Here is a 25,930-nt window from a genome sequence, read left to right as displayed (position 1 = left end):
GATTAGAGACCACAGAACGCCTCCCGATCGAGGAAGGCGCTCAGAAAGCCGCACTGCCGCTCGGAGTTCCCCTAACGAGCCTCAGACCCGCCGAGCAGCGACCTCGGTCAGCGCCCGCCGAACCGCTGATCCGTCGCAACCACCTCACGCCCAAGCGGCATGAGTGAGATCGGGATGAGCTTCAGGTTGGCCCACCCAAACGGGATACCGATGATCGACAGGAACAGCGGGATACTCGTGATCAAGTGCGCCAGAGCAAGCCACCAGCCTGCGAAGACCAACCACAGGACGTTGCCGATGCAAGAGGGCGCCCCGGCATCCGGTCGCTCTACAGTGGTTCGGCCGAACGGCCACAGCACGAACCCCGCGATACGCAGCGACGCGATGCCGAACGGGATGGTGACGATCAAGATGAAGCACACCAGCGCCGCGATCAGGTATCCGATCGCCATCCAGATGCCGCAGAAGACGAGCCACAGAATGTTCAACAGCAGGTTGAACAGCTTCATGATCGATACCTTTCCAGGTCGCTCCGCCGGCACTGCCTGCCAAGACAAGTATCAGCTCGTCAGGCGTTCAGGCGGAACCGCAGCGGCCTTGTGGCGTGATCGGGAACGTTCCGAGACGATCCCGTTCGGGATCGCCGCGTTCCGCATCGGCGTCTACGCCCTGTGACCCTTCGGCTATACGACGGTGGAGCGCCGTGACGCGGGCGCGGCCTCCTGTATCGGCAACGTCCTGTGGCTGGTCCTCGCGGGCTGGTGGCTCGCCCTCGCCCACATCATCACCGGCATCCTCCTGTGTATCACGATCATCGGCATCCCCTTCGGCATCGCCAACTTCAAGCTCATCCCGGTCTTGCTGCTCCCCCTGGGCCGCGAAATCGTCCGTACGGACGAGCCGTTCGCGACGCGCTAGCGGCGGGACGAGAGGGTGCAGAATCCGAAGTACGCGATGGCGGCGTACAGCAACAGGGGTGTCGGCGACTCGTTATGGGCCCTGTGCTAGGACGCCGCCGACGACCTCTACACCGATCCGCTCCCTCCGGCGCGGGTCCAGTACGACCTCCTCGGCTGCGCACCCCGGGGCGAGCTGGCCGGAGCCCTGGAGCGGGCCCGCACCACCGGCTCCGCGCCATTGGGCGGCCTATTACTACGGACGCTCGACGCCGCGCACACCCCGGTCGGGGAGGAATGGTCACTGGAGTACGTACGCGTCCTCGGCGACCGCCCGTGTCCGCTCGACCTGACGCGGCGGGACATCACCATCGAGGCGTCCGCGATACCCGACGACCAGGACGAATATCCCCAACGGCCGTCACTCTCCTCGGGATACCGGCTCCATGGTGCGGACGGCGAGCCATGGGGCCACTGCCGGGACCTCGGCCAAGTCCCGCGCGAGTTCTTCGAACCGGCCGAGCCACCCGTGCGCCTGCTCGGCTGTTCCCCGCACGGAAGTCTGCGCGACGTGCTGGAAGCGGGCGACGAGGACCTGGGGCACGCCCAGGTGTTGCGCCTCAACTGGGTCGGCTGGACGGTCGGCACCGTACTCGAAGGCGAGATCACCGCGTGGATCCCCTTCGCCCACGGCCGGTGTCTGGTCGATCTCACCCACGACACCTGGTCGCGGCGGCTGCCCCGCGCGGCCCGCGAGGCCTGGGACGTGTCGTGGCGCGAACGCCAGTCCGAGCCGAACAGCTGGGCCCGGTGCAGCCCGCAAGGACGCGAGTTCTGGCTCGACCGCGCCCAGGAAAGGACCAACCAGTACGGGTCCGACGAGGCGCCCGGCTCCACCTACCACCTCGACGGCCGTCACGTCACCGACGCGCCGGCCTTCCACTGCGCCCTGGGCGAGGCGGTGAACGGTCCCGGTGGTTACTTCGGCCACGACCTGAGCGAGGTCGTCGGCTGTCTGAGAGGCGGCTACGGCGCCGAGCCGCCCTTTACCCTCGTCTGGCACGACGCCGACGTCGCCCGCGCCTGCCTCGGCGTGTCGCCGTGCCGTGACCGCAGACCGCCGACGTTCGAGGAACTGCTCGTCTTTCTCGCCGATCACGGCGTCGACGTACGCCTGGCGTGATGGGTTATCCACAGCCTGCCCGATTGTCAGTGGCGCGCTGCATCATGAACCCATGACCGAAATCGAGCAGTTGCTGGCACGGGTCGGTGTGGAGGCCCGCAACACCCGCCCGTGGGGCTGGCCTTCGCTCCCCGAGCCCCTGGACGCGGCGGCGGTCACCCGCGCCGAGGCCGTCCTGGGCTTCGCCCTGCCGCCCCTGCTCGCCGCGCTCTACCTGCGGATAGGGGACGGCGGATTCGGCCCGGAGTACGGCCTGCTGCCGCTGCTCGACGGCTCCCCGTCCGGCGAGCCCGCCGCCGTCCCGCAGTACCTCGCCCATCGAGAGGACGGCCGCAAGGACCCGGACTGGCCCTGGCCCGAGGGCGTCCTGCCGATATCCCACTGGGGTTGCGGGATGTATGCGTGCGTGGACTGCCGCAGCCCCCAGGGCACGGTCCTGCTCTTCGAGCCGAACGCCAACGACGCCGACCACGCCTGGTACGTGGACGCCCCCGACCTCGAGGCCTGGCTGTGCATTTGGCTCGAGGGATCCGGCTGGTACGAGGAGTCCAACGACGATACGGACCTGGCCCCTTGGCCCGACTTCCGCATACGCACGGCGGCGGCACAGGCGTCGTAGCGTCCCGCCCCGCTATCGAGACTCGCTGGTGGCTACCGCGAGGCCGCCCACGCCCTCACGCCGTACGCCGCCGCCCCCACGCCCAGTACCGCCGCGCCCGCGACCACGGAAACCCCCGGCAGCGCGAACGCCAGCGTCACGCACCCGACGAGTCCCAGCACCGGCACCGCCCGCGCCGCCGGAGCCGGACTCAGCGTCCAGGCGGACGCGTTGGCCACCGCGTAGTACGCCAGCACCCCGAAGGAGGAGAACCCGATCGCGCCCCGCACATCCACCGTCGCGGCCAGCGCGGCGACCACCGCGCCCACGGCCAGCTCCGCCCGATGCGGCACCTGGAAACGCGGATGTACGGCGGCCAGGGCGCCCGGCAGATGCCGGTCGCGGGCCATGGCCAGCGTGGTCCGCGAGACGCCCAGGATCAGGGCGAGGAGCGAGCCGAGCGCGGCCACGGCCGCACCCACCCGCACCACGGGCACGAGCCCCGGCACACCGGCCGCCCGCACCGCGTCGGCCAGTGGCGCCGAGGCATGCCCGAGCCCGGCCGAACCCAGCACGGAAAGGACCGCGACCGCGACCGCCGCGTACACCAGGAGCGCGATGCCCAGAGCCGTCGGGATCGCGCGCGGAATGGTGCGCGCCGGATCCCGTACCTCCTCACCGAGCGTAGCGATCCGCGCGTACCCGGCGAACGCGAAGAACAGCAGCCCCGCAGCCTCAAGCACCCCGCCCACGCCACCGGAGACCCCGATGTCCAGTCGTCCGGCGTCAGCGGCGTCCGAGCCGAGACACACGACCACCACGGAAGCGAGGACCGCGAGGACCACCGCCACGATGGCCCGCGTCAGCCAGGCGGACTTCTGTACGCCGCCGTAGTTCACCGCGGTGAGGGCCACCACGGCCCCGACCGCCACCGCGTGCGCCTGCCCCGGCCAGACGTACGCCCCCACGGTGAGCGCCATCGCCGCGCAGGAGGCCGTCTTCCCGACGACGAACGACCAGCCCGCCAGGTACCCCCAGAAGCTCCCGAGCCGCTCGCGTCCGTACACATACGTGCCACCGGAAGCGGGATACAGCGTGGCCAGCCGCGTCGAGGACATCGCATTGCAGTACGCGACCACGGCGGCGACCGCGAGTCCGAGCAGCAGCCCGGACCCGGCCGCCCGTGCCGCGGGGCCCAGTGCCGCGAAGATCCCGGCGCCGACCATCGACCCGAGACCGATGACCACGGCGTCTGGGACGCCCAGGGTGCGTCGCAACTCGGAACCGGACTGAGTCATGGGCTGCACCCTACTGATCGCTGCAACCGATCGGCGCCGGCGAGGCGTCCTCCCAGACAAAGGCGCCATGAACACCAGCACGACCACGGGTACGACCACCGGCTGTTCGAACTCGAAGGCATGGACACAGCCCGGCCGGAGCAGGAGCACAGCACAGGCACAGCAGGGAGAGGCAGGTTCACGGCATGGGCATCATCAGCTGGATCATTCTGGGACTGTTGGCCGGAGCCATTGCCAAATTCCTGCTGCCGGGGCGTGACCCGGGCGGATTCATCGGCACGACCCTCATCGGCATCACGGGGGCCTTCATCGGCGGCTGGATATCCGCCCGCTGGCTGGACCACCCGATCACCAAGCAGTTCTACGACGGTGCCACGTGGGCCGCCGCGATCGGCGGCTCGCTCGTCCTGCTCATCCTCTACCGCATCCTGTTCGGCGACTCGCGCCGTTGAGGCCGTTGAGCGCGCGCTCTGAGACCGCAGCCAGCAGGCGAGAAGGGTGGGCACCTTCGGGTGCCCACCCTTCCTCGTACGCGCAACGAACCAATGGCCGGGCCCAGTTGACGGCCAACCGCTAGCGGTAGTTCACGAACTGCAGCGCGAAGTCGAAGTCCTTGCCCTTGAGCAGGGCCTGCACGGCCTGCAGGTCGTCACGGCTCTTCGAGCTGACGCGCAGCTCGTCGCCTTGCACCTGTGCCTTCACGCCCTTCGGGCCCTCGTCGCGAATGATCTTCGCCACCTTCTTCGCGTTCTCCTGGGAGATGCCCTCCTCGATGGATGCGAAGATCTTGTACTCCTTGCCGGAGAGCTGCGGCTCGCCCGCGTCCAGCGCCTTCAGCGAGATGCCGCGCTTGACCAGCTTGGTCTCGAACACATCGAGGACGGCCTTGACCCGCTCCTCGGAGTTCGCCTCCATCAGGATCTTCTCGCCGGACCAGGAGATGGAGGCGCCCACGTTCTTGAAGTCGTAGCGCTGCGAGATTTCCTTGGCGGCCTGGTTGAGGGCGTTGTCGACCTCCTGCCGCTCGACCTTCGAGACGATGTCGAAACTGGAGTCGGCCATGTCCTGTGGCTCCTTGTATCGGGGTGCGTAGGGGCGGCCGTCGAGCCCAGCATCGGTCCCCGGCCGCATCCGCATAAGCCTAGCCACCCGCTCCCCTCCGAGCGCAGATCAATCGGGTGGCGAAGCACCCCCGAGCATCAGGTATCGTTTACGTCGTTGCCAGGGAACACCGCCGAAAAGCGGTCCTCACGGCAGCAACCCCGGCGGTGTGCCCGAGCGGCCAAAGGGAGCAGACTGTAAATCTGCCGGCTCAGCCTTCCCAGGTTCGAATCCTGGCGCCGCCACACGACCGAAAGGGTCTGTGACCAGCAGCAATGCTGATCGCGGGCCCTTTCGTCGTTCCCGCGGCTGCGGCATCGATTTGGCCGCCTGATGTACTTCCGCGACAGCAGTCGCGTGTCCGCGACCTCTGGTCGAGTTCATTGACGTGGATGAGATCGACATCCAGGTCCAGCCCGGCGTGCCCCAATGGGGCACCGCCCGCCATTGGGGCCGAGCGCCTGTCTTGGTCACTGAGCGCGTGCCTCGCCCCGGGTGCGGCATTCACCGGCTGGCAAAGCGAGTTCACCGGTACGCATGCGTTGCTCCACCATCAGCCTTGACGTGACCGCGTCACAGCTCTACTGTCGCGGCACCAAGTGTTCATGTTGACATATGTAGTTCATGTACATGAACACTCCATGCTGAGAAATACGCGCGCCCGCCAACCGAGCCCACCGAGCCGACAGGAAGGCACCCCCCATGCGCATGCGTACGCTGCTCACCTCCCTGGCCACCGCCACCGCCGTCACCGGCGGCCTGGCCCTTGCGGCTCCCGCCGCGCCGGCCAGTTCACTTTCCGCCGCCGCGGGCGTAGCCGGCACACCCAGCGGCCAGCGCAGTACAAACGTCGTTTCCTCACCCATGGCGGACCCGTCCGTCGCGCCCGGTGGGAATTTCGACCTGTCGGTATGGCAGCTTCAGGAGCCGGTGGGCTCTCCCGGCTCACCGACGACGATCCCGTCCTCCCGGCTTCAAGGGGCCAACGGGTTCCAGGACTCGTACTTCTACACGGACACCCGTGACGGCGCGATGACCTTCTGGGCACCGGAGAAGGGTGTCACCACACCGAACTCGAACTACGCCCGCTCCGAACTGCGGGAGATGAACAGCAACGGCAGCGCCGCCAACTGGTCGCTCAGCGGCACGCATCAAATGAAGGCGACGCTGCGGGTCGTGTCCGTCACATCGAACGTCTGCGTCGGACAGATCCACCTCGGCACAGGAGGTTCGTCCACCAAGCCGCTGCTGGAGCTGTACTACCGGTCGAGCGGCGACATCGTCCTCGGCACGGAGAACTCGCCCTCCGGAGGCCAGACCACGCACACCGTCGGCCACGTATCGGTCGGCAAGACGTGGAGCTACACGATCGGCGTCTCGGGCGGGCACACCATCGACCTGACGGTCAACGGGAGCACCACGCACTACGCCATCCCGTCGTCGTTCGACGCCTACAAGCAGTACTTCAAGGCCGGTTCATACAACCAGTCGTCCTCCGACAGCACCACCAAGGGCGCTCGGGTCGCCTTCTACGGCCTCACCGTCTCCCACAGTTGAGCGAACCTCGACGCATCCCGCACCGTCAGCGAGGTCGTCAACCAGGCAGTCGGTGCGTCTCTTGGCCGCACGGCGCACCGCCGCGCCCCACCGAGACTGCCGCGGCGCGGTGGCCGCGCTGACAGGTTCCGGAATGTCGCGGGGGCCAGAGGCTGGTGCCCGCCCCGCTGCGAGGGCGCCGATCCTGGCGTTTGGTTGTGGGGCCCTTGCGGGGTGAGGGCGCCCGTCCGCAACGTTTCCGCAGGTCACGTTGGTTTGACTGCGAGGTCTGTAGATCTGCCGGCTCAGCCTTCCCAGGTTCGAATCCTGGCGCCGCCACACGGGAACAAAGGCCCCGTGACCTGCGTGAAGCGCAGGTCACGGGGCCTTTGCCATGGGCTCTCGTGAGGGGTGCGCTGTCGCGCCCTGTCGCGCATTCGAACGCTCCGTCTCGGGGGGCGTGGACGGGCCGGGGACGGTGACGCTGTGGCCGGCGCGCTTGGTCACGGGCTGAGCTTCTACTCCTGAGCCGAGCCACAATGGAGACTGCCGCGTGGCGTAGGTCATATGGTCGCTTGGCCAGCGGCGATTCCTTCTACGCGGCTGTCAGGGCGCATGATCGGGCTTCGGCCCAGACCTCGCCGTATCCGCCGTCCTGGATCAGCCCACCGCGCTGGGTCTGAAACAGCCGACCGTCGGGCGCCGTGCCGTACGCGGTGACGTGCCAGTGCAGTAGGGCCACGAGTTCGGGCGGGATCCGAACCGGTCGGACCGTCTTACTCGAACGGTGCTGCAGCCCCGCTTGTCGTGCGCTTCGCCGCTGTCCGTCCACGCTGAGCCCGATCGCGGCCGTGTCTGCCTGAGCCGAAGAATGCCCCAGCCGCGGCGCGGCAGGTCGCAGTCCTGGAGTCGTAGCCCGATGACCTCCGCCGGCCGCGCGGCGGCGTAGTACATGCAGCCGAAGAACCCCGACAGACGGCGACCCCGGGGGCTCTGGTCCCGCACGGCGGTCAAGGGTTCGGCGGCCTGCTCGGTCCGGCGCACGGGCCGGGTCCGCCTCCTGCTCCGCCTGCCCTGGCGCTTTCCACTTGATGCGGGTGGGCGGGTTCTCGGTGAGGAGTTCGGCCTTCACCGCGCACTCCGGGGAGTTGCGGAAGATCGCTCGCTTCCGCCGGATCGTTGCTGCCGCGGCCGTCTTGCCGTCCAGTTTCTTGGACAGGGTGGTGGCGAGCAGGCTGTAAAGCTCCCTTCGGACAGTCGAGTTGCACGGCCTCGAACATGTGGCATATCGGCTCAAGTGGATCAGTTCTGGATTTGTCGCACTGCCATGCATGATGTGTAACAAGGGGTGATTAGGTCACAGAGCTGGCTACAACCTCCCTATGACACCAGGAGCCGAGCGCGTACTGCTCATCTCAAGCGTTGCCGCCAACGTCCTTTCAGCGACTAGCGTTGCCGCCGGCGCGGCAGAGAAACTGCCCGATTTCCTCTTGCTGCCGGCTGTACTGGTCTTCGGGGGTACCGCCCTCTACCTGCTGCAGCGTTTTGTGCCGGTTGGAAGCGCCGCGCCGGCGAGACGCGTCATGCTGGCCACCACGCTGGTTCTCACGCTGCTCGTGGCCTACTGGGCTTCCAACAGCGCCTGGCCCGACCGATTTCCGCTGGGGAAGCAGTCCGAGGAGGCCGCGAATTCGGAAGCGCGGAAGCCGACTGCTGGGCCCACCTTCGTGAGCCTGGCGCGAGGGCTTGAGGTACGTGAGCCCCGGAAGCTCGCCCGGATCGGCACCTGTACAGCGGTCGCGGGCACCGGACAGATCCCGAAGGGCTACCAGATCTGGGCCGCCAACCTGAACGATCAAGGCGGCGCGCCCGACACACAAGGTCTGTTCAACCTTCGTCGCGCGACGCAGGGTGAGGGTGAGCGGGACTGGCGGACGGATGCCTTCGGTGTTGGCAGTACTGAGGCTGCGGGTAAGAACTTTTGGATTTACGTCTACCTGCTGCCCGACTTCGCCGGCAGCATCGTTGAGAATCTGATCAAGCCTGAGAAGGACAAGGGATGGCACCCGAGCCTGAGCGCACCGATTGCCGGCGTGGCACCGTTCGACAAGATTCCTGTTCAGAGGACCGCTGATAAAACGTGTGGGGGCTCGTGATCCTCAGTGTGCCGCCTCTCGCTCGGTGGGGGGTACGCATGGGGCTGCCCAGCGCCGGACGGCGGCCACAGGGGCTCTGGGTAAGAGCTTGGCGATGATCGCTAGGCGGCCGACCTCGTAGACCTTTGCGGGGAGCTTCTCCTTGAGAAACTTCTCGATGGACTCAAGGTGGTCGGCGCGGACGTAGTCGCCCTCGTCGGGCTCCACCGCGATCTCCACGGGCATTTCGGCCGGGGGTGAGGAACGGTCGCGGTCGTTGGCCCGAGCCGCGTCGGCTATCACGCCGTGCATCACGGTGTAGGCGAAGGAGCGGCCACCGTCCTGCCGGTCCAGCGTGAAATCAGCTTCGGACCAGGCGCGTACCAGCTTGACGGCGGTGGTCTGGACCAGATCCTCCCTCGCGTATTACATGCGCGCCCGGTTCACCAGGGTGGTCAGCAGCGCGGAGATTGGCTTCAGGAAGCTCATGGGGGCTGAAGGCAGGTAGGGGCATAACCCTATGGACTGCCTGTCGTTCTGCCTGGCGTACCCGCCGCGTGCTCGAAATGCGCGCGGTCCCCGCCGCCGGTGCCACGGTTTCGCCGAGGTGACCGGCCCAGCGTCCGGCGGGGCGGCAATCCCAGGGTGCGCTCGACCCGCAAGGGCCAGGCGCAGTCCAGATGTCGGCAATGCGTCACCGCCAGTGACGCCGCGCCCGACGGGGTGCGCCGGCCGTCGCCGAGGTGAGGGGGACCCTGGCCGGACGGATGGTGGGGTGTCCCAGGTGACGTGGGGTTTACCGCCCGAAGGTACCGTCGGTACGTCGGTACAACCCCTCCCCGCCGGGCACACTGATCGCATGTCATCGCGTCGCAGGAACTGCCCCGAGTGCCGTCGGGAGATCGCCGTCGTCGCGGGGCGGTTCGCCCGGCACGATCCGCCGGGTGCGCGCGGCAGCGGGGAGTTGGTCTCGTGTCCCGGGTCGCGCAGGCAGGCGCAGCTGGGGGCCGCCCAGCCCGCGCTGGACGAGTACTCCGTTCCCGAGTTCCCCGGGCAGCTCCCGCTGTTCTGACCGGGTTCCGAAGGCCCGCCGGGCGTCCGGGGCGCTCCGGTGGTGTTTCCTGGTGTTCCCCGTCGGTTCCCGTCGGTTCCCGTCGGTCCCTGACTCCCTAGTTTCCCGCCACCGACTTGACCGCCACCGAAATCGGCATCGAGCCGCTGATCAGCTCCAGGGTCAGCCCGGCCGTCGCCGGAGTGTCCACCAGCTCCGCGAGGACCGCGGCGACGTCGTCGCGCGGGATCGTGCCGCGGCCGGTCGAGGCCTCCAGGCGTACGAGGCCGGTGCCGGCGTCGTTGATCAGGGTTCCGGGGCGCAGGATCGTCCAGTCCAGGGCCGTACGACCGCGTACGTACTCGTCGGCCTCGCCCTTGGCGCGCAGATACACGTCGAAGACGTCGTCGCCCGGGTGTGACGGGTCCGCGCCCATGGACGACACGACGACGTAGCGCCGCACGCCTGCCCGCTCCGCCGCGTCTGCGAAGAGCACGGTGGCGCCCCGGTCCACGGTGTGCTTGCGTTCCACGCCGCTGCCCGGGCCCGCGCCCGCCGCGAAGACGGCCGCGTCCGCGCCCTGCAGGTGCGCGGCGACCTCCTCCACCGAGGCCGACTCCAGATCGCACAGGACCGGCTCGGCACCGGCCGCCCGCAGATCGTCGCCCTGCTCGGCGCGGCGGATGATCCCCGCGACCTCGTCCCCGCGCGCGGCGAGCAGTCGCTCCAGCCGCAGTGCGATCTGACCATGACCTCCAGCGATGACAATGCGCATGTTTCCGACCGTACGCCCGGATGGACGCCTCTGCCGTACGACCCTGTGGACAACTCACGGGTTATCTGAGCAATCGTCCCCCGGTCGGATGAGCGTCGGATGAGTAGTAGCCCTCCGGTCGGAGCGGCGCGCACAACGTGCCAACCGGCAGACGCCAGTTACGCGCGCGTGGAGGCATGAAAACGTCCCACGCGTGCGGAGCGGTCGGAGCGTTCTAGGACGGCTCCCCGCGTCCCTGCCGAGGCAGGTCCAACCCCACCGCCGCCGCCGAGTTGCCGTACTCCCGCACCGCGCTGGTCCGCGCCACCACGCGCCCCTGGTGCACCACGATCCGGCTGTACGCGAGTGACAGCGCCCCTGCGAGCCGGTCTCCGCGTACGGCGAGCAACTCGGCCGGAAAACCCGCCTCCACGCGCACCTCGGGCAGCCCGAGGGCGGCGCGCGCGCCGGAACTCACGGCGTCGTACGCGTCCGCGGGGCGCAGCCCGTGCCGTGAGGCCAGCAGGTACGCGGCCTCCAGGGGGTCCCCGCGGCCGACCGGGTTCGATACGTCGCGGAGGGCGCCGCTGCCCGCCGCGATCCGTACCCCGGCCGCCCGCAGTAGTCGTACCGGAGCCGTTCCGCGCCGGTCCACGCCCCCGCAGCCGCCCTGGGGCAGGCACACCACGGTGGCGCCGGCCGCGGCGAGTTGGTCGGCCGCGCGGGAGGCCGCCTCGGTGGGCAGTCGGCCGAGCCCGCCGCACGGGCCGAGCGTCACCCCCGGCCGCAGACCGCCCGCCATCGCCGCGAGCCGGGCCAGGCGGGCAGGGTCGCTGGCGTCCGTGTGCAGGTCGACCGGGCAGCCGTGCTCGGCGGCGAGTTCCAGGACCGCCTCCGCGTACCCCGTCGGATCGGGGTCGGCGTCCGGACAGCCGCCCACCACCGAGGCGCCCATCTTCACGGCGTCCCGGAGCATGGCGAGCCCGTCCGCCCCGGCGATCCCGGTCAGCACCCGCGGCATCGCCACCGTTGTCACCTCGGCCAGCCCGCGCAGCGCCCGCCGCGCCTGGAGCACCGCCGTCAGCGCGCCGAGCCCCTGTACGTCGCCGACGCGCACGTGCGAGCGCAGCGCCGTCGCGCCGTGCCCGAGTTGCAGCAGCGTGGCCTCGGTGGCCCGGCGCTGGACCTCCTGGGTGTCGTACGAGAGGGGGCCGTCGCCGTCGGCTGTCAGGGCCGTGTCGCCGTGTGCGTGAGGCTCGGCGGGGGCCGGCAGCAGCAGGTAACCGCTGAGGTCCACCTTCGCGGCGAGCGCCCCGGGGGTGCCTGCTGCCAGGCTTCCGGCGGTGCCGACCGCCTCGATGCGCCCGCCGCCCAGCCGCACGTCCACAGTCCGGCCGTCGGTGAGCCGCGCCCCGCACAGCAGCAGGGAGGCGGTGTCGGTCTGGCCCGACGAGGAGTGGGGTGGCTGCGGCTGGCTGTCGGGCATCGCGCTCCTGGGGCTCGGGGGCGGCTGCGGGGAGGGGCGACTACGCGGAGGGGCGACTACGGGGAGTGGGGTTGCGCGAGTGACGTTGCGCAAGTCGGTTTGCGGGATCGGGCTGTGGGATTGGCCTGTCGAGGTGGGGTTGCGGGCAGTGAGGGGCAAGATCACGCAGCGTGAGTCGAGCCTAGGGTGGCGAACCGTCCTCGTCGGGGAGGAGCGCAATAGTCGTACCGGTGTGGTCCGTCCACGGACAGAGAGCTCGGAGAAGCCCGCGCGGAGGTGGCAGAAGCCGGACGCAGAGGCGGCGGGAGAAGCGGCGGGAGAAGCCGGTGCGCGAAGGCGGGTGAATCGGACGGAGAGGCTGGTGAAGCGGTGGTGCGTCCGGGGTCCGCGGGGCGGAAGCGGCGCGAGTCACGGCCGTGAAGCACCGTCCGTGAGGGGCCGCAGAAACGGCCGGGGAACGCCCGGGAACAGGCCGGGGCGGGTGCCGCGAAACGGATTTGGGCGATCGGCGGGCGAGCGTGTAATGTCTTCATCGCTCGCCCCAATAGCTCAGTCGGCAGAGCGTCTCCATGGTAAGGAGAAGGTCTACGGTTCGATTCCGTATTGGGGCTCTGGTGTGTGAGGTTCCCGTCGCAAGACGGGTTCCGATCGCATCGCAGCGGTGTAGCTCAGTCGGTAGAGCAAGCGGCTCATAATCGCTGTGTCACCGGTTCAAGTCCGGTCACCGCTACAGACAGTAGCCGATTGCGGGGTCGGTCCTTCGATCGGCTACTCTTCTATGCGTTAATGTCCCATCCGTTCGTCAAGGAGCACTCCTGTGGCTGCCACCGACGTCCGCCCGAAGATCACGCTGGCCTGCGTGGAGTGCAAGGAGCGGAACTACATCACCAAGAAGAACCGGCGTAACGACCCGGACCGACTGGAGATGAAGAAGCACTGCCCGCGTTGCAACGCGCACACCGCGCACCGCGAGACGCGATAAATCAGGCTCGTACACGAGGCCGTCCCCAGTAACGGGGGCGGCCTCGCGTCGTTCATCGGCCGAGTGGTCCCGTTCGACCGGACGGACTCCGTCGGCCACCGGCCCTGTGCCGCCGCGACGGACTGTCGCCGCGACGGACACGGGCCGAGATTCGCTACAGCGGCTGAAAACCAGGAGGTGCCGAGCCCATGGCGCTCGACCAGTCCTTCGTGGGGCGGTCCTACCCGCCCACCGACCCGTATGAGGTCGGCCGGGAGAAGATCCGCGAGTTCGCGGAGGCCGTGGGGGACACCAACCCGGCGTACACGGACCCGGAGGCCGCCAAGGCGCTCGGGCACGCCGATGTGATCGCCCCGCCGACCTTTGTGTTCGCGATCACCTTCAAGGCCGCGGGGCAGGTTGTCCAGGACCCCCGACTGGGCCTCGACTACAGCCGTGTGGTGCACGGTGACCAGAAGTTCGCCTACACCCGCCCGGTGCGCGCGGGTGACCGGCTCACGGTCACCTCGACCATCGAGGCGATCAAGTCCATGGCGGGCAACGACATCGTGGACATCCGTGGTGAGGTTCACGACGAGCTGGGCGAGCACGTGGTGACGGCCGTCACCAAGCTCGTGGCACGCGCGGCGGAGGAGGACTGACCATGACCGCGAAGATCGCGTACGGCGACGTCGAGGTCGGCACCGAGCTGCCGGCCCAGACCTTCCCCGTGACCCGCGCCACACTCGTGCAGTACGCGGGCGCCTCGGGGGACTTCAACCCCATCCACTGGAACGAGAAGTTCGCGGTCGAGGTCGGCCTCCCCGACGTCATCGCACACGGCATGTTCACCATGGCCGAGGCGATCCGCGTCGTCACCGACTGGGCCGGCGACCCGGGCGCGGTCGTCGAGTACGGCGTGCGCTTCACCAAGCCCGTCGTCGTCCCGAACGACGACAAGGGGGCGACCATCGAGGTCAGCGGCAAGGTCGCGGCCAAGCTGGACGACAACACCGTCCGCGTCGACCTCACCGCGATGAGCGCGGGCCAGAAGGTCCTGGGCATGTCGCGTGCGGTCGTACGGCTGGCCTGACGGCACACCAGGAGTGATGGGTAAGGGGCGCTAGCCATTGGCAGGCGCCCCTTACGTGCACTCGCCCCGGCTCGCCCCTCATCCCTGTCCCCGGCTTGCCGCCCCATCCCCGCACCCACGCGCCGCGAGCCTGCTGATGTTCCTCGGGATGTTCGGCTCGATTTTCCTGCTCAGCCACTACATGCAGGGCGTCCTCGGCTACTCGCCCACCCAGGCCGGCCTGCGGATGCTGCCCTGGACCGGCATGCCGATGCTCGTCGCGCCGATCGCCGGGTACCTCTCCGACCGCATCGGCGGTCGTCCAGTGGTCGCCACCGGGCTCTTCCTGCAGGCCGCCGGGCTCGCGTACTACGCCACCGTGATCGCCGCCCACGCCTCGTACGCCGCCCAGCTGCCCGCCCTGATCATCAGCGGCATCGGAATGTCCCTGTACTTCGCCCCGGCCTCCAACCTGGTCATGTCCAGCGTCCGCCCACAGGAACAGGGCATCGCCTCCGGCGCCAACAACGCGCTGCGTGAGGTGGGCGGCGCGCTCGGTATCGCGGTGATGTCCTCGATCTTCTCCGCGCAGGGCGGCTACGGGACCGCGCAGACCTTCGTGGACGGCCTGCGGCCCGCGCTGGTGGTGGGCTCCGCGGTGGTCGCCCTGGCGGGTGTCGCGGCGCTGCTCATCCAGACGGCGCGGCGCGCGGCACGCACACAGGTTGGCGCCTCCGAGTCTGCCCAGGGTCTCCAACGGTGCGGCGATTGGCTTGGTGAAGCCGCGGAAAGCTGATTCCGGCTCGGGCGTGACCCTATGGACTGCCTCTCGTTCTACCTGATATACGCGCCGCGTGCTTGAAATGCGCGCGGTCCCCGCCACTGGCATCGTGCTTCACCTGCGGTGACCGGTTCAGCGTCCGGCGGGGCAGCGATCCCAGGGTGTGCCCGACCCGAAAGAGCCGGGCACAGTCCAGACGCCGGCACCGCGTCACCGCCAGTGACGCCGCACACGGGCTCTACCCGAGGATCGGCCCGGACTCGTCCGCGCTCGTTACCGCTTCCACCCCTCGGGGCCACGCGATAGCCCAGGATCCTTAAGAGTTCCAGAGACGCTCCAGCGCCGGTCATGGAAACCGCCTCGCACTGAGTCCGGAAGCCAAACGCTCACCCTCGTGCAGGGACCGGGATTCAAACCCTGGCACCGGCATCGCGTCCAGTATCCAAACCCTCGTATCCAAACCCTCGATCGACGCACCTCGTGAACCACGCAGAAGCGGCCCCGCCCCGACCGGCGGGGCCCTTCTCGTACTCTTGGCCCGTGCAGGAACTCCACGACGCCCCGCTCGCCCCGCTGACCACCTTCCGGCTGGGGGGTCCCGCGACCCGGTTGATCACCGCCACGACCGATGCCGAGGTGATCGCCGCCGTCCGCGAGGCCGATGACACCGGTACGCCGCTGCTGCTCATCGGCGGCGGATCGAACCTGGTCATCGGTGACAAGGGCTTCGCGGGGACCGCTCTGCGCATCGCGACGAGCGGCTTCGCCCTCGACGGTACGAGGCTGGAGCTGGCGGCGGGCGAGGTGTGGGCCGACGCGGTCGCCCGCACCGTCGAGGCCGGGCTCGCGGGCATCGAGTGCCTCGCCGGGATCCCCGGCTCCGCGGGCGCGACCCCGATCCAGAACGTGGGCGCGTACGGCCAGGAAGTGTCGTCGACCATCACCGAAGTGATCGCGTACGACCGCAAGGCGCGCGAGACGGTCACACTGACGAGCGCCGACTGCGCCTTCTCGTACCGCCACAGCCGCTTCAAGGCCGACCCCGAGCGCCATGTCGTGCTGCGGGTCCGGTTCGAGCTGGAGGACGCGGACGGGCTGTCGGCGCCGATCAAGTACGCCGAGACGGCCCGCGCCCTCGGGGTCGAGCCCGGCGACCGGGTGCCGCTCGCCACCGCCCGCGAGACCGTCCTGAAGCTGCGCTCCGGCAAAGGCATGGTGCTCGACCCCGAGGACCACGACACCTGGTCGGCCGGGTCGTTCTTCACCAACCCGATCCTCACGGACGCGGAGTTCGCCGCGTTCCACGCGCGCGTGGCGGAGCGGCTCGGCACCGAGGTCGTGCCGCCCGCGTACCCGGCGGGCGACGGCCACACCAAGACTTCCGCGGCCTGGCTGATCGACAAGTCCGGCTTCACCAAGGGCTATGGCTCCGGACCCGCCCGGATCTCCACCAAGCACACGCTGGCCCTCACCAACCGGGGCCAGGCCACCACCGAGGACCTCCTCGCGCTGGCCCGCGAGGTCGTCTCCGGCGTCCGCGACGCCTTCGGGATCACCCTGGTCAACGAGCCGGTGACGGTGGGCGTAGCGCTCTAGTGGTCGTAGCGCTCCAGCGGTCGACGACGCGGTTGTCGACCCGGTAGTTGATCCAGTGAACGACCGGGTGCCCTAGTAGGCGACTCCGACGCCCTGCTTCACCGTCCCCGGGTCGTTGATCATCGCCAGCATCGCGTGCGCCACATCGGCGCGCCCGATGAACCTGCCCTTGAGCGGGAAGCTTCCGACGACCGTGCGGTACGAGGTGGTCACCGGCTTGTTCTGCAGCCGCGGCGGGCGCACGACCGTCCAGTCGGTCGCGCTCCGGGCCAGTTCGCCCTCCATGTCCGCCAGGTCGGCGTAGACGTCCTTCAGAGCCAGTGAGACCAGGCCCCGCGCGGCGCGGTCGATGAATGCGGCGCCCTCGGGATCGGGGCCGACCGGCCCGGCGCTCACCACCAGCAGCCGGTGCACCCCTTCGGCCTCCATGGCGCCCAGCACCGTACGGGTCAGCCGGGTCGCGATTCCGGCGTCCTTGCGGCTGCGGGCGCCGAGCCCGGAGAGGACCGCGTCCCGGCCCCTGACCGCGGGGCGCAGCGCCTCCGGGTCCATGAGGTCCGCGCGGAACACCTCCAGGCCCGCGCCCCTGAAGGTCAGCCGCGCCGGATCCCGTACGACGGCCGTGACCTGGTGGCCGGAGTCCAGCGCCTGCCGGACGATCTCCTGGCCGATGCCTCCTGTGGCACCGAAGACGGTGAGTTTCATGGCGTGTTCCCATCGGGCGGACGTGGGTGGGAGTGAAGGGTGAGGGTGAAGGGTGGTGAGTATTCACTAACCCCTGCACTCTTCTAGAGTGAGTAAGTACTCACCCACCCGTCAAGCTTGAATGGGGCGGCCATGGAATCCTTGGGGCCCATGCAGCCCTTGCATCCCTCGCGGCCCACGCGGCAGAAACCGGCCCGGATCCGCATCCTCGACGCGGCGCACGAGTTGATGCTCACCATCGGCCTCGCCCGCGCCACGACCAAGGAGATCGCCAAGGCGGCGGGCTGCTCGGAGGCGGCGCTCTACAAGTACTTCCCGAGCAAGGAGGAGCTGTTCATCAGCGTGCTCAGGGAGCGCCTGCCACAGCTGGCCCCGCTCCTGGCCAGCCTCGCGGCCGAGCCGGGCCGGGACACCCTCCTGGAGAACCTCACCGAGATCGCCCGCCAGGCGGCCCTCTTCTATGAGCAGAGTTTTCCGATCGCCGCCTCCTTGTACGCGGAAACCCAGCTCAAGCGCCGGCACGAGGAGTCGATGCGCTCCATGGGATCGGGCCCCCACATGCCCATTCGGGGCCTCGACGCCTATCTCCGCGCCGAACAGGACGCGGGCCGTGTCCGCGCCGGAGTCGACACCTACGCCGCCGCCTCGCTTCTGCTGGGCGCCTGCGCCCAGCGCGCCTTCGCCTACGACTCCACGGAGGAGGGCAAGCCGCCGCCCGTGGACGAGTTCGCCGCCGCGATCGCCCGCACGCTGCTGGGCGGAATCTCCGTTGCGGACGAGCCCTCGTGACGGTCACCCTGGGCCGATGAGGCAAGCCCCTACCGCCGTGAGGCACCCCCTGTGCGGCTGAGCGTCACGGAGTTCACCCACTTCAGGCGACCGGGCCGGACAGCCAGTCGTCGACGCCGGACAGCAGCTTCTCCTTGACGTCCTTGGGTGCCGCCGTGGCCCGTACCGACTGGCGGGCCAGCTCGGCCAGCTCGGCGTCCGTGAAGCCGTGGTGGCGGCGCGCCAGCTCGTACTGGGCGGCGAGCCGGGAGCCGAACAGCAGCGGGTCGTCGGCGCCCAGGGCCATCGGGACCCCGGCCTCGAAAAGCGTGCGCAAGGGGACGTCCTCCGGCTTCTCGTACACCCCAAGGGCGACGTTCGACGCCGGGCACACCTCGCAGGTGATGCCGCGGTCCGCGAGCCGCTTCAGCAGCCGAGGGTCCTCGGCGGCGCGCACGCCGTGCCCGATCCGGGTGGCGTGCAGGTCGTCCAGGCAGTCGCGGACGGACGCCGGGCCGGTCAGCTCGCCGCCGTGCGGCGCGGCCAGCAGCCCGCCGTCCCGCGCGATCGCGAAGGCCCGGTCGAAGTCCCGCGCCATGCCCCTCCGCTCGTCGTTGGAGAGCCCGAAGCCGACGACACCGCGGTCCGCGTAGCGCACGGCCAGCCGGGCCAGCGTGCGGGCGTCCAGCGGGTGCTTCATCCGGTTCGCGGCCACCAGGACCCGCATCCCCAGCCCGGTGTCGCGCATGGCCGAGTCCACCGCGTCCAGGATGATCTCCAGAGCCGGGATGAGCCCGCCCAGCCGGGGCGCGTACGACGTCGGGTCGACCTGGATCTCCAGCCAGCCGGAGCCGTCCTTCAGATCCTCCTCGGCGGCCTCGCGCACCAGCCGCTGGATGTCCTCGGGCCCTCTCAGGCAGGACCGCGCCGCGTCGTACAGCCGCTGGAAGCGGAACCAGCCACGCTCGTCGGTGGCCCGCAGCTTCGGCGGCTCTCCGCTGGTCAGCGCGTCGGTCAGCGCTTCGGGCAGCCGGACGCCGTACTTGTCGGCAAGTTCCAGCAGGGTGGTCGGCCGCATCGAACCGGTGAAGTGCAGGTGCAGATGGGCTTTCGGCAGTTCAGAGAGATCACGTACGCGCTCCATTCCAGGATCCTGCCGCACGTTCCCGCCGTCCCGGTAGCGCTTTCCCCGTTAGTGGTCTTGCTCGCACGAAGAAGCGGGCCGTCTCCCCGGAGGGAAACGGCCCGCACACGCGCGTGGAGCACGGAAACGTCAGGCCTGTGCCTCGGCCAGCAGCTTCTGGATCCGGCTGACGCCCTCGACGAGATCCTCGTCGCCCAGGGCGTACGACAGACGCAGGTACCCCGGGGTGCCGAAGGCCTCGCCGGGTACGACCGCGACCTCGGCCTCCTCCAGGATGAGCGCGGCCAGCTCGACCGTGTCCCGGGGGCGCTTGCCGCGGATCTCCTTGCCGATGAGGGCCTTGACCGAGGGGTACGCGTAGAAGGCGCCCTCGGGCTCCGGGCACAGCACGCCGTCGATCTCGTTCAGCATCCGCACCATGGTCTTGCGGCGGCGGTCGAAGGCCTCGCGCATCTTGGCGACGGCCTCCAGGTCGCCGGAGACGGCGGCGAGGGCCGCGACCTGGGCGACGTTGGACACGTTCGACGTGGCGTGCGACTGGAGGTTGGTCGCGGCCTTGATGACGTCCTTCGGGCCGATGACCCAGCCCACGCGCCAGCCGGTCATGGCGTATGTCTTCGCGACGCCGTTCACGACGATGCACTTGTCGCGCAGCTCGGGCACGACCACGGGCAGGGAGTGGAATTCCGCGTCCCCGTAGACCAGGTGCTCGTAGATCTCGTCGGTCAGGACCCACAGGCCCTTCTCGGCGGCCCAGCGGCCGATCTCCTCGATCTGCTCGCGGCTGTAGACCGCGCCCGTCGGGTTGGACGGGGAGACGAAGAGCAGCACCTTGGTGTTCTCGGTGCGGGCGGCCTCCAGCTGCTCGACCGAGACGCGGTAGCCGGTGGTCTCGTCGGCGACGACGTCGACCGGGACACCGCCGGCGAGACGGATCGACTCCGGGTACGTCGTCCAGTACGGCGTCGGGACGATGACCTCGTCGCCCGGGTCGAGGATCGCGGCGAAGGCCTCGTAGATGGCCTGCTTGCCGCCGTTGGTGACGAGGACCTCGGCGGCCTCCACCTCGTACCCGGAGTCGCGGAGGGTCTTCGCGGCGATCGCGGCCTTCAGCTCGGGCAGGCCGCCGGCCGGCGTGTAGCGGTGGTACTTCGGGTTCTTGCACGCCTCGATGGCGGCTTGGACGATGTAGTCCGGGGTCGGGAAGTCGGGCTCGCCTGCGCCGAAGCCGATCACCGGACGCCCGGCGGCCTTGAGGGCCTTGGCCTTGGCGTCCACGGCGAGGGTGGCGGACTCGGAGATCGCGCCGACTCGGGCGGAGACCCGGCGCTCGGTGGGAGGGGTTGCAGCGCTCATGGGACCCATCGTTTCAGACCGGAAACGTCCCCGGCACGCGGGTTTCACAGACTGAACAACGGGAGAACAACCGTGCGGATCCGGACCTCTCACCGGTCGATCTTCGACGGACAAAGCCCGTACGGACACTTTCTGTTCGACGCCCGGCTCCGGACCACGTACACTCTCACCTCGTTGGCCTTCACCGGCCGCACTCATCCGGTGCACACCGAGCATCCGGACGGATGCGGTACGTTGGGGGAACAAAGGGTCGTAGCTCAATTGGTAGAGCACTGGTCTCCAAAACCAGCGGTTGGGGGTTCAAGTCCCTCCGGCCCTGCTACACACACCATCGCCAGGATGTGTGCGCATGTACGTACTGCAATGCACCGCCGTGCGGCTCAACCGGGCGCGGCACGGCCACGACCCGGAATCAGGTGAGGACGAGTGACGGACGCCGTGGGCTCCATCGACATGCCTGACGCCGAGGCGCCCGAGTCCCAGAAGAAGGCCCGCAAGGGCGGTAAGCGCGCCAAGAAGGGCCCGCTGAAGCGCCTTGCCACCTTCTACCGCCAGATCGTCGCGGAACTCCGCAAGGTCGTCTGGCCGACTCGCAATCAGCTGACGACGTACACCTCAGTGGTGATTGTCTTCGTCGTCATCATGATCGGCCTGGTGACCGTGATTGACTATGGGCTCAACCACGCCGCCAAGTACGTCTTCGGCTGAGCCGAGAGCGAAGGGCGCCGTCACCGGCGCCCCTTTCGCGCGTTCCACCCCCATGTATCCAGGAAGAAGCAGCCACCGTGTCTGACCCGAACCTGAACGGCGCCATCGAGTCGGTCGAGTCCGTTGACGACGAACTCGACATCGTCGAGGGCGCGGACGTCGAGGACGAGGTCGAGGCTGCCGACGAAGCCGCCGGCGAGCCCGCCGAGGAAGCGGCTCTGCACGTCGAGGACGAGTCCGGTGAGGACGTCGAGGACGAGGACGTTCCCGCCGAGGCTCTCGCCGTCGAAGCCGATGACGACGCCGACGAGACCGAGGACGCCGAAGACGAGGCTGAGGCCGAAGACGAGGCTGAGGCCGAGGAAGAGGCCGAGCCCGTCGACCCCGTGACCGCCCTGCGCGAGGAGCTGCGCACGCTCCCCGGCGAGTGGTACGTCATCCACACGTACGCGGGTTACGAGAACCGCGTGAAGACCAACCTCGAGCAGCGTGCCGTCTCGCTGAATGTCGAGGACTTCATCTTCCAGGCCGAAGTGCCGCAGGAAGAGGTCGCGCAGATCAAGAACGGCGAGCGCAAGACGATCAAGCAGAACAAGCTCCCGGGCTACGTCCTGGTCCGCATGGACCTGACGAACGAGTCCTGGGGCGTCGTCCGCAACACCCCCGGTGTCACCGGCTTCGTGGGCAATGCCTACGACCCGTACCCGCTGACTCTGGACGAGATCGTCAAGATGCTCGCCCCGGAGGCCGAGGAGAAGGCCGCCCGTGAGGCCGCCGAGGCCGAGGGCAGGCCCGCTCCGCAGCGCAAGGTCGAGGTCCAGGTGCTGGACTTCGAGGTCGGCGACTCGGTCACCGTCACGGACGGTCCGTTCGCCACGCTGCAGGCGACCATCAACGAGATCAACGCCGACTCCAAGAAGGTCAAGGGTCTGGTGGAGATCTTCGGTCGCGAGACTCCGGTCGAGCTGTCGTTCGACCAGATCCAGAAGAACTAGCACCTTCTGGACGTACGTCTTCCGAACAGGTCAGACGGGCTCTCGCAGCCCGTCTGACCTGCTCGGTTTTTGGCCGCGCATGGATACCCGTTATCGTTGTGCGGTATGCCTCCATCCGGATCATCACCTCGGTTGAAGGCAGCCGTCCGGGGCGACTCGGACGTAGGAAGGCGAAAACGAAAGAGGACCCGGAATGCCTCCCAAGAAGAAGAAGGTCACGGGGCTTATCAAGCTCCAGATCAACGCCGGTGCGGCGAACCCGGCCCCGCCGGTCGGCCCCGCGCTCGGTCAGCACGGCGTCAACATCATGGAGTTCTGCAAGGCCTACAACGCCGCGACCGAGTCGCAGCGTGGCTGGGTGATCCCGGTGGAGATCACGGTCTACGAGGACCGCTCCTTCACCTTCGTCACCAAGACTCCGCCGGCCGCGAAGATGATCCTCAAGGCCGCGGGTGTCGAGAAGGGCTCCGGCGAGCCGCACAAGACCAAGGTCGCCAAGATCACCCAGGCGCAGGTCCGCGAGATCGCCACCACCAAGATGCCCGACCTCAACGCCAACGACCTGGACGCCGCGTCGAAGATCATCGCCGGCACCGCCCGTTCCATGGGCATCACGGTCGAGGGCTGACACCCACCTTCGTAGGAACCATGCGGCGCGAGCCGCACGTGGCAGGGCCTGCTCGGCCCGTACCACGACTCCTCAGAACACATCAGGAGCAGTAGTGAGCAAGCGCAGCAAGTCTCTCCGCGCTGCGGACGCCAAGGTCGACCGGGAGAAGCTCTACGCCCCGCTCGAGGCCGTCCGTCTCGCCAAGGAGACCTCCACGAGCAAGTTCGACGGCACCGTCGAGGTCGCCTTCCGTCTGGGTGTCGACCCGCGCAAGGCCGACCAGATGGTCCGTGGCACCGTGAACCTCCCGCACGGCACCGGTAAGACCGCCCGGGTCCTGGTCTTCGCGACCGGTGACCGTGCCGAGGCCGCACTCGCCGCGGGCGCCGACATCGTCGGCTCCGACGAGCTCATCGACGAGGTGTCGAAGGGCCGTCTGGACTTCGACGCCGTCGTCGCCACCCCGGACCTCATGGGCAAGGTCGGCCGCCTCGGCCGCGTCCTCGGCCCGCGTGGTCTGATGCCGAACCCGAAGACCGGCACCGTGACCCCGGACGTGGCCAAGGCCGTGACCGAGATCAAGGGCGGCAAGATCGAGTTCCGCGTCGACAAGCACTCGAACCTGCACTTCATCATCGGCAAGACCTCCTTCGAAGAGGACAAGCTGGTGGAGAACTACGGCGCCGCGCTGGACGAGATCCTTCGTCTGAAGCCGTCGGCCGCCAAGGGTCGCTACATCAAGAAGGCCGCGATCAGCACCACGATCGGCCCCGGCATTCCGGTCGACCCGAACCGCACCCGCAACCTCCTCGTCGAGGAGGACCCGGCCGCCGTCTGAGCCTTCCGCTCACCCTGCAGGCCGCGTCGCATACGCGCTCTTGGCACGGGCCCCGCAACCTTTCGAGGTGCGGGGCCCGTCCCTATTTCCGGACACGTTTTCGGACACTTTCCCGGATGCCTTCCCGGCGGCCTCCTGGACGGCTTCCCGGACACGAAATCCGGATACGTGTGTCAGTGGGCTGCGCTAGCGTGCAGCTCTCAGGATTCACATAGGGGTGGGACGAATGAAGAGCACGACCGTGCGCCAGGTGACTCTCTCCATCGCGCTGGTGAGCGCGCTGACGGGAGTGGCCGCCTGCTCCTCGGGCTCCTCCGGGGGTTCCAGCAAGGACGACAAGGCGGCAAACAAGGGCACGACCCGTGTCAGCCCCATAGCGGCCCTGCAGTCCGCCGAGAAGTCCACAGACGGCGCCGACTCCGCCAAGATCGAGTCCACGACGAGCATGGGCACGCTGATGTCCATGAAGTCGGAGGGTGTCATGGGCTGGGGTAACGGCATCACCGGCAACGCGACGATCACGTACACCGGCGGCACGATGGCCGAGGCGATGCGCAAGGCGGGCAGCACCTCCATGGAGGCCCGCTATCTGTCCGACGCCTACTACGCGAAGATGGGCGAGACGTTCGCCAAGCAGGCGGGCGGCAAGCACTGGATCAAGTACGCGTACGTGGACCTGGCGAAGCTCGCGGGCGGTTCCGGCGCGTTCCTGAAGGACCAGATGCAGAACAACTCGCCGAACCAGTCGGTGAAGCTCCTGCTGGCCTCGGGAGATGTGAAGAAGGTCGGCGACGAGACGGTTCGTGGCCAGAAGACCACGCACTACGCGGGCACGGTGAACGTCACGGACCTCGCGGCCAAGAGCTCCCACCTCACCGCGAGCCAGCTCGCCAGCCTGAAGAAGCAGTTCACCAAGGCAGGCATCACGACGGAGGACGTCGACATCTGGGTCAACGGTGACGACCTGCTCGTCAAGGCGGCCTCGAAGGGCGAGCTGGCGAGCGGCACGATGTCCTCCACGACGTACTACAGCGACTACGGAGTGAAGGTCTCCACCGTGGCGCCCCCGGCCGGCGACACCGCGGACTTCAAGGATCTCCTGAAGAAGCAGGGCTTGACGCCCGGCAGCAGCGACACGTCGAGCGGGTCCGGCACGAGCTCTCGCTCCTGAGCTCGACAACTCTCCTGAGGCCCACGGGAATTCAGAAGATCCCGGAGACCCCCCTGAGTTACGCTCACGCCCAGTCTGTGAATCGCTCATGCGTTCCCTGGGGGGGATCTTGATGTTTTCTGTGCGTGACTCCGTACGGCATGGAGCGGCGGGCGCCGCACTCGCCGCGCTGGTGCTGGGGGGTGGCGCGGTCGCCTGTTCGAAGGGTGGCGGCGAGTCGCCGAAGATGACGCCCGCGGCGGCCGTGGCGAAAGCGGCGAAGAACAGTGAGGCCATCACGTCCCTCAGCTACCGCATGAGCGGCAAGGTCCCCGAGACGGGCCGTGTCGAGGCCCAGGCGTCGATGAGCATGAAGCCGCTGGCCATGAGCATGAAGATGACCGCCCTCGACCAGGGCGCCGACGGCAAGATGGAGATCCGGGTCGTCGACGGGGCGATGTACCTGGGCGGGGGCGAAGCCGCCGCCAAGGAGATGGACGGCAAGAGCTGGATGAAGTTCGACATCTCCGGGATGGCCAAGGGGGCCGGCAGCTCTCCGGGCATCGACGCGAGCAAGCTCTCGGACCAGGCCAACCAGGACCCGACCCAGGAGTCCACCTTCCTCACCGGCTCCAAGGACGTGAAGAAGGTCGGTACCGAGAAGGTCGGCGGCGTCCAGACCACCCACTACAGGGGCACGGTCACCCTCGACGACCTCCGCGCGGCGCTCAAGAAGGAGGGCAAGGCGACGCGGGACAAGCGCGAGAAGAGCCTGAAGCAGTACGAGGACATGGGCGCAGACAAGCTCACCATGGACATGTGGATCGATCCGGACGACCACACCAAGCAGCTCCGGATGCGCGCCGCCGCCGACAAGGGCCCGTTCGACGTGACCATGACCTTCCTCGACTACAACAAGCCGGTGACGGTGAAGGCCCCGCCCGCCAAGGACACCGTCGACCTCGCACAGATGGTGAAGGACGCCCAGAAGGGCTGATCCGGCACCGGACCGCCGCTGACATGAGGCGCCGCTGAGCGGATTTGCTTGACAGCGCCCCCGTCACGTACTGTGCTCCAGAAGCCAAAGACCGCTGGTCGTTGCCTTGCGCTCGCAAGAGGGCAAGGTGGCCGAAGGATCCGCTGAAACTGCGGACGACCCGCGTAGGTGACTGTGGATGTGCTCCCGGAGTTCGCTCGCTCAGCTTGCG

General features: G+C 68.7%; 26 protein-coding genes, 4 tRNA genes and 2 pseudogenes. 23 read left to right on the top strand and 9 right to left on the bottom strand.

Annotation, left to right across the window (positions count from 1 at the left end):
* Positions 1-107 precede the first annotated feature (107 nt).
* The gene (locus OG747_RS18065; protein ID WP_266627508.1) at positions 108-509 is read right to left on the bottom strand and encodes a YccF domain-containing protein; all 402 of its coding nucleotides are present in this window, start codon (positions 507-509) and stop codon (positions 108-110) included.
* A gap of 118 nt (positions 510-627) precedes the next feature.
* On the opposite strand from OG747_RS18065, the pseudogene OG747_RS18060 reads away from it, so the two are divergent.
* The 3 genes and pseudogenes from OG747_RS18060 to OG747_RS18050 form a co-directional block, all read left to right on the top strand.
* Positions 628-918 (top strand): annotated as a pseudogene (locus OG747_RS18060) (YccF domain-containing protein); the annotation flags it as partial.
* Between the two features lie 219 nt (positions 919-1,137).
* Positions 1,138-2,079: a hypothetical protein gene (locus tag OG747_RS18055; RefSeq protein ID WP_405880355.1), complete on the top strand. Its 942-nt coding sequence runs from the start codon at positions 1,138-1,140 to the stop codon at positions 2,077-2,079.
* A 52-nt stretch (positions 2,080-2,131) separates the two neighbouring features.
* Positions 2,132-2,698, top strand: a complete 567-nt coding sequence (locus OG747_RS18050) for an SMI1/KNR4 family protein (RefSeq protein ID WP_405880354.1) — start codon at positions 2,132-2,134, stop codon at positions 2,696-2,698.
* 32 nt (positions 2,699-2,730) lie between these two features.
* Here the strand turns inward: OG747_RS18050 and OG747_RS18045 are convergent, their stop codons facing one another.
* Positions 2,731-3,975, bottom strand: coding sequence for an APC family permease (locus tag OG747_RS18045; protein WP_405880353.1), 1,245 nt, complete (start codon positions 3,973-3,975; stop codon positions 2,731-2,733).
* Between the two features lie 185 nt (positions 3,976-4,160).
* On the opposite strand from OG747_RS18045, the gene OG747_RS18040 reads away from it, so the two are divergent.
* Positions 4,161-4,427, top strand: a complete 267-nt coding sequence (locus OG747_RS18040) for a GlsB/YeaQ/YmgE family stress response membrane protein (RefSeq protein WP_405880352.1) — start codon at positions 4,161-4,163, stop codon at positions 4,425-4,427.
* A 121-nt stretch (positions 4,428-4,548) separates the two neighbouring features.
* Here OG747_RS18040 and OG747_RS18035 read toward each other — a convergent pair whose 3' ends face one another.
* A complete protein-coding gene (locus OG747_RS18035; protein WP_099500598.1) occupies positions 4,549-5,037 on the bottom strand; it encodes a YajQ family cyclic di-GMP-binding protein in 489 nt (162 codons plus the stop codon).
* A gap of 202 nt (positions 5,038-5,239) precedes the next feature.
* Between OG747_RS18035 and OG747_RS18030 the strand changes: the two genes are divergently transcribed.
* The 3 genes from OG747_RS18030 (at position 5,240) to OG747_RS18020 (ending at position 8,768) form a co-directional block, all read left to right on the top strand.
* Positions 5,240-5,321: transfer RNA gene (locus OG747_RS18030), tRNA-Tyr, on the top strand.
* A 457-nt stretch (positions 5,322-5,778) separates the two neighbouring features.
* The gene (locus OG747_RS18025; protein ID WP_405880351.1) at positions 5,779-6,633 is read left to right on the top strand and encodes a polysaccharide lyase family 7 protein; all 855 of its coding nucleotides are present in this window, start codon (positions 5,779-5,781) and stop codon (positions 6,631-6,633) included.
* 1,361 nt (positions 6,634-7,994) lie between these two features.
* Positions 7,995-8,768 (top strand): hypothetical protein, encoded by a 774-nt coding sequence (locus OG747_RS18020; protein WP_405880350.1) that lies wholly within the window; start codon positions 7,995-7,997, stop codon positions 8,766-8,768.
* Positions 8,769-8,771: 3 nt separating this feature from the next.
* Here the strand turns inward: OG747_RS18020 and OG747_RS18015 are convergent, their stop codons facing one another.
* Entirely contained in the window at positions 8,772-9,050 is a 279-nt protein-coding gene (locus tag OG747_RS18015) for a hypothetical protein (RefSeq protein WP_405880349.1), read from the bottom strand.
* Between the two features lie 556 nt (positions 9,051-9,606).
* Here OG747_RS18015 and OG747_RS18010 point away from each other — a divergent pair.
* Positions 9,607-9,819 (top strand): hypothetical protein, encoded by a 213-nt coding sequence (locus tag OG747_RS18010; protein WP_405880348.1) that lies wholly within the window; start codon positions 9,607-9,609, stop codon positions 9,817-9,819.
* A 97-nt stretch (positions 9,820-9,916) separates the two neighbouring features.
* Here the strand turns inward: OG747_RS18010 and OG747_RS18005 are convergent, their stop codons facing one another.
* Complete coding sequence (locus tag OG747_RS18005) at positions 9,917-10,573, bottom strand: SDR family oxidoreductase (RefSeq protein WP_405880347.1); 657 nt, start codon at positions 10,571-10,573, stop codon at positions 9,917-9,919.
* 214 nt (positions 10,574-10,787) lie between these two features.
* Positions 10,788-12,038, bottom strand: a complete 1,251-nt coding sequence (locus OG747_RS18000) for a hydrolase (RefSeq protein ID WP_405880346.1) — start codon at positions 12,036-12,038, stop codon at positions 10,788-10,790.
* Between the two features lie 538 nt (positions 12,039-12,576).
* On the opposite strand from OG747_RS18000, the gene OG747_RS17995 reads away from it, so the two are divergent.
* The 7 genes and pseudogenes from OG747_RS17995 to OG747_RS17965 all read left to right on the top strand — a co-directional run bounded on the left by OG747_RS17995 (position 12,577) and on the right by OG747_RS17965 (position 16,448).
* Positions 12,577-12,649: transfer RNA gene (locus tag OG747_RS17995), tRNA-Thr, on the top strand.
* A 46-nt stretch (positions 12,650-12,695) separates the two neighbouring features.
* Positions 12,696-12,768 (top strand) — tRNA-Met (locus OG747_RS17990).
* An 87-nt stretch (positions 12,769-12,855) separates the two neighbouring features.
* Complete coding sequence (gene rpmG, locus OG747_RS17985) at positions 12,856-13,020, top strand: 50S ribosomal protein L33 (RefSeq protein ID WP_004571794.1); 165 nt, start codon at positions 12,856-12,858, stop codon at positions 13,018-13,020.
* A 188-nt stretch (positions 13,021-13,208) separates the two neighbouring features.
* Entirely contained in the window at positions 13,209-13,661 is a 453-nt protein-coding gene (locus tag OG747_RS17980; protein WP_405880345.1) for a MaoC family dehydratase N-terminal domain-containing protein, read from the top strand.
* Between the two features lie 2 nt (positions 13,662-13,663).
* Positions 13,664-14,092, top strand: a complete 429-nt coding sequence (locus OG747_RS17975; RefSeq protein ID WP_405880344.1) for a MaoC family dehydratase — start codon at positions 13,664-13,666, stop codon at positions 14,090-14,092.
* Between the two features lie 121 nt (positions 14,093-14,213).
* A pseudogene (locus OG747_RS17970) lies at positions 14,214-14,867 on the top strand (MFS transporter); the annotation flags it as partial.
* 525 nt (positions 14,868-15,392) lie between these two features.
* Positions 15,393-16,448: a UDP-N-acetylmuramate dehydrogenase gene (locus OG747_RS17965; RefSeq protein WP_405880343.1), complete on the top strand. Its 1,056-nt coding sequence runs from the start codon at positions 15,393-15,395 to the stop codon at positions 16,446-16,448.
* 72 nt (positions 16,449-16,520) lie between these two features.
* On the opposite strand, the gene OG747_RS17960 is transcribed toward OG747_RS17965, so the two are convergent.
* Entirely contained in the window at positions 16,521-17,153 is a 633-nt protein-coding gene (locus OG747_RS17960) for an NAD(P)-dependent oxidoreductase (RefSeq protein ID WP_405880342.1), read from the bottom strand.
* A 150-nt stretch (positions 17,154-17,303) separates the two neighbouring features.
* Between OG747_RS17960 and OG747_RS17955 the strand changes: the two genes are divergently transcribed.
* Entirely contained in the window at positions 17,304-17,942 is a 639-nt protein-coding gene (locus OG747_RS17955) for a TetR/AcrR family transcriptional regulator (protein WP_405880341.1), read from the top strand.
* A gap of 82 nt (positions 17,943-18,024) precedes the next feature.
* Here the strand turns inward: OG747_RS17955 and OG747_RS17950 are convergent, their stop codons facing one another.
* Together OG747_RS17950 and OG747_RS17945 are read right to left on the bottom strand one after the other, a co-directional pair.
* A complete protein-coding gene (locus OG747_RS17950; protein ID WP_405880340.1) occupies positions 18,025-19,065 on the bottom strand; it encodes an adenosine deaminase in 1,041 nt (346 codons plus the stop codon).
* A 129-nt stretch (positions 19,066-19,194) separates the two neighbouring features.
* On the bottom strand, positions 19,195-20,421 hold the full coding sequence (locus tag OG747_RS17945; protein WP_405880339.1) for a pyridoxal phosphate-dependent aminotransferase: 1,227 nt from the start codon (positions 20,419-20,421) through the stop codon (positions 19,195-19,197).
* A gap of 246 nt (positions 20,422-20,667) precedes the next feature.
* Here OG747_RS17945 and OG747_RS17940 point away from each other — a divergent pair.
* The 7 genes from OG747_RS17940 (at position 20,668) to OG747_RS17910 (ending at position 25,719) form a co-directional block, all read left to right on the top strand.
* A tRNA-Trp gene (locus OG747_RS17940) sits at positions 20,668-20,740 on the top strand.
* Positions 20,741-20,847: 107 nt separating this feature from the next.
* Positions 20,848-21,129, top strand: coding sequence for a preprotein translocase subunit SecE (gene secE / locus OG747_RS17935; RefSeq protein ID WP_405880338.1), 282 nt, complete (start codon positions 20,848-20,850; stop codon positions 21,127-21,129).
* A gap of 77 nt (positions 21,130-21,206) precedes the next feature.
* Complete coding sequence (nusG, locus tag OG747_RS17930; RefSeq protein ID WP_405880337.1) at positions 21,207-22,124, top strand: transcription termination/antitermination protein NusG; 918 nt, start codon at positions 21,207-21,209, stop codon at positions 22,122-22,124.
* Between the two features lie 193 nt (positions 22,125-22,317).
* On the top strand, positions 22,318-22,752 hold the full coding sequence (gene rplK / locus OG747_RS17925) for a 50S ribosomal protein L11 (RefSeq protein WP_266761707.1): 435 nt from the start codon (positions 22,318-22,320) through the stop codon (positions 22,750-22,752).
* Between the two features lie 94 nt (positions 22,753-22,846).
* On the top strand, positions 22,847-23,572 hold the full coding sequence (gene rplA, locus OG747_RS17920) for a 50S ribosomal protein L1 (RefSeq protein WP_405880336.1): 726 nt from the start codon (positions 22,847-22,849) through the stop codon (positions 23,570-23,572).
* A gap of 226 nt (positions 23,573-23,798) precedes the next feature.
* Positions 23,799-24,743 (top strand): hypothetical protein, encoded by a 945-nt coding sequence (locus OG747_RS17915; RefSeq protein ID WP_405880335.1) that lies wholly within the window; start codon positions 23,799-23,801, stop codon positions 24,741-24,743.
* 121 nt (positions 24,744-24,864) lie between these two features.
* Entirely contained in the window at positions 24,865-25,719 is an 855-nt protein-coding gene (locus OG747_RS17910) for an LppX_LprAFG lipoprotein (RefSeq protein WP_405885582.1), read from the top strand.
* Positions 25,720-25,930 lie beyond the last annotated feature (211 nt).

The organism is Streptomyces sp. NBC_01384 (assembly GCF_045040035.1).
Classification (GTDB): Bacteria; Actinomycetota; Actinomycetes; order Streptomycetales; family Streptomycetaceae; genus Streptomyces.
Note: the sequence above shows the minus strand (reverse complement) of the source record. Positions and strands in the feature narration are given on the sequence as shown.

What these genes read in the sequence shown, in the direction of transcription:
- OG747_RS18065 (WP_266627508.1), bottom strand. Translation starts at nt 509, where the DNA reads ATGAAGCTGTTCAACCTGCTGTTGAACATTCTGTGGCTCGTCTTCTGC.
- OG747_RS18050 (WP_405880354.1), top strand. Translation starts at nt 2,132, where the DNA reads ATGACCGAAATCGAGCAGTTGCTGGCACGGGTCGGTGTGGAGGCCCGC.
- OG747_RS18045 (WP_405880353.1), bottom strand. Translation starts at nt 3,975, where the DNA reads ATGACTCAGTCCGGTTCCGAGTTGCGACGCACCCTGGGCGTCCCAGAC.
- OG747_RS18040 (WP_405880352.1), top strand. Translation starts at nt 4,161, where the DNA reads ATGGGCATCATCAGCTGGATCATTCTGGGACTGTTGGCCGGAGCCATT.
- OG747_RS18035 (WP_099500598.1), bottom strand. Translation starts at nt 5,037, where the DNA reads ATGGCCGACTCCAGTTTCGACATCGTCTCGAAGGTCGAGCGGCAGGAG.
- OG747_RS18025 (WP_405880351.1), top strand. Translation starts at nt 5,779, where the DNA reads ATGCGCATGCGTACGCTGCTCACCTCCCTGGCCACCGCCACCGCCGTC.
- OG747_RS18020 (WP_405880350.1), top strand. Translation starts at nt 7,995, where the DNA reads ATGACACCAGGAGCCGAGCGCGTACTGCTCATCTCAAGCGTTGCCGCC.
- OG747_RS18010 (WP_405880348.1), top strand. Translation starts at nt 9,607, where the DNA reads ATGTCATCGCGTCGCAGGAACTGCCCCGAGTGCCGTCGGGAGATCGCC.
- OG747_RS18005 (WP_405880347.1), bottom strand. Translation starts at nt 10,573, where the DNA reads ATGCGCATTGTCATCGCTGGAGGTCATGGTCAGATCGCACTGCGGCTG.
- OG747_RS18000 (WP_405880346.1), bottom strand. Translation starts at nt 12,038, where the DNA reads ATGCCCGACAGCCAGCCGCAGCCACCCCACTCCTCGTCGGGCCAGACC.
- OG747_RS17980 (WP_405880345.1), top strand. Translation starts at nt 13,209, where the DNA reads ATGGCGCTCGACCAGTCCTTCGTGGGGCGGTCCTACCCGCCCACCGAC.
- OG747_RS17975 (WP_405880344.1), top strand. Translation starts at nt 13,664, where the DNA reads ATGACCGCGAAGATCGCGTACGGCGACGTCGAGGTCGGCACCGAGCTG.
- OG747_RS17960 (WP_405880342.1), bottom strand. Translation starts at nt 17,153, where the DNA reads ATGAAACTCACCGTCTTCGGTGCCACAGGAGGCATCGGCCAGGAGATC.
- OG747_RS17955 (WP_405880341.1), top strand. Translation starts at nt 17,304, where the DNA reads ATGCAGCCCTTGCATCCCTCGCGGCCCACGCGGCAGAAACCGGCCCGG.
- OG747_RS17950 (WP_405880340.1), bottom strand. Translation starts at nt 19,065, where the DNA reads ATGGAGCGCGTACGTGATCTCTCTGAACTGCCGAAAGCCCATCTGCAC.
- OG747_RS17945 (WP_405880339.1), bottom strand. Translation starts at nt 20,421, where the DNA reads ATGAGCGCTGCAACCCCTCCCACCGAGCGCCGGGTCTCCGCCCGAGTC.
- rplK (WP_266761707.1), top strand. Translation starts at nt 22,318, where the DNA reads ATGCCTCCCAAGAAGAAGAAGGTCACGGGGCTTATCAAGCTCCAGATC.
- OG747_RS17915 (WP_405880335.1), top strand. Translation starts at nt 23,799, where the DNA reads ATGAAGAGCACGACCGTGCGCCAGGTGACTCTCTCCATCGCGCTGGTG.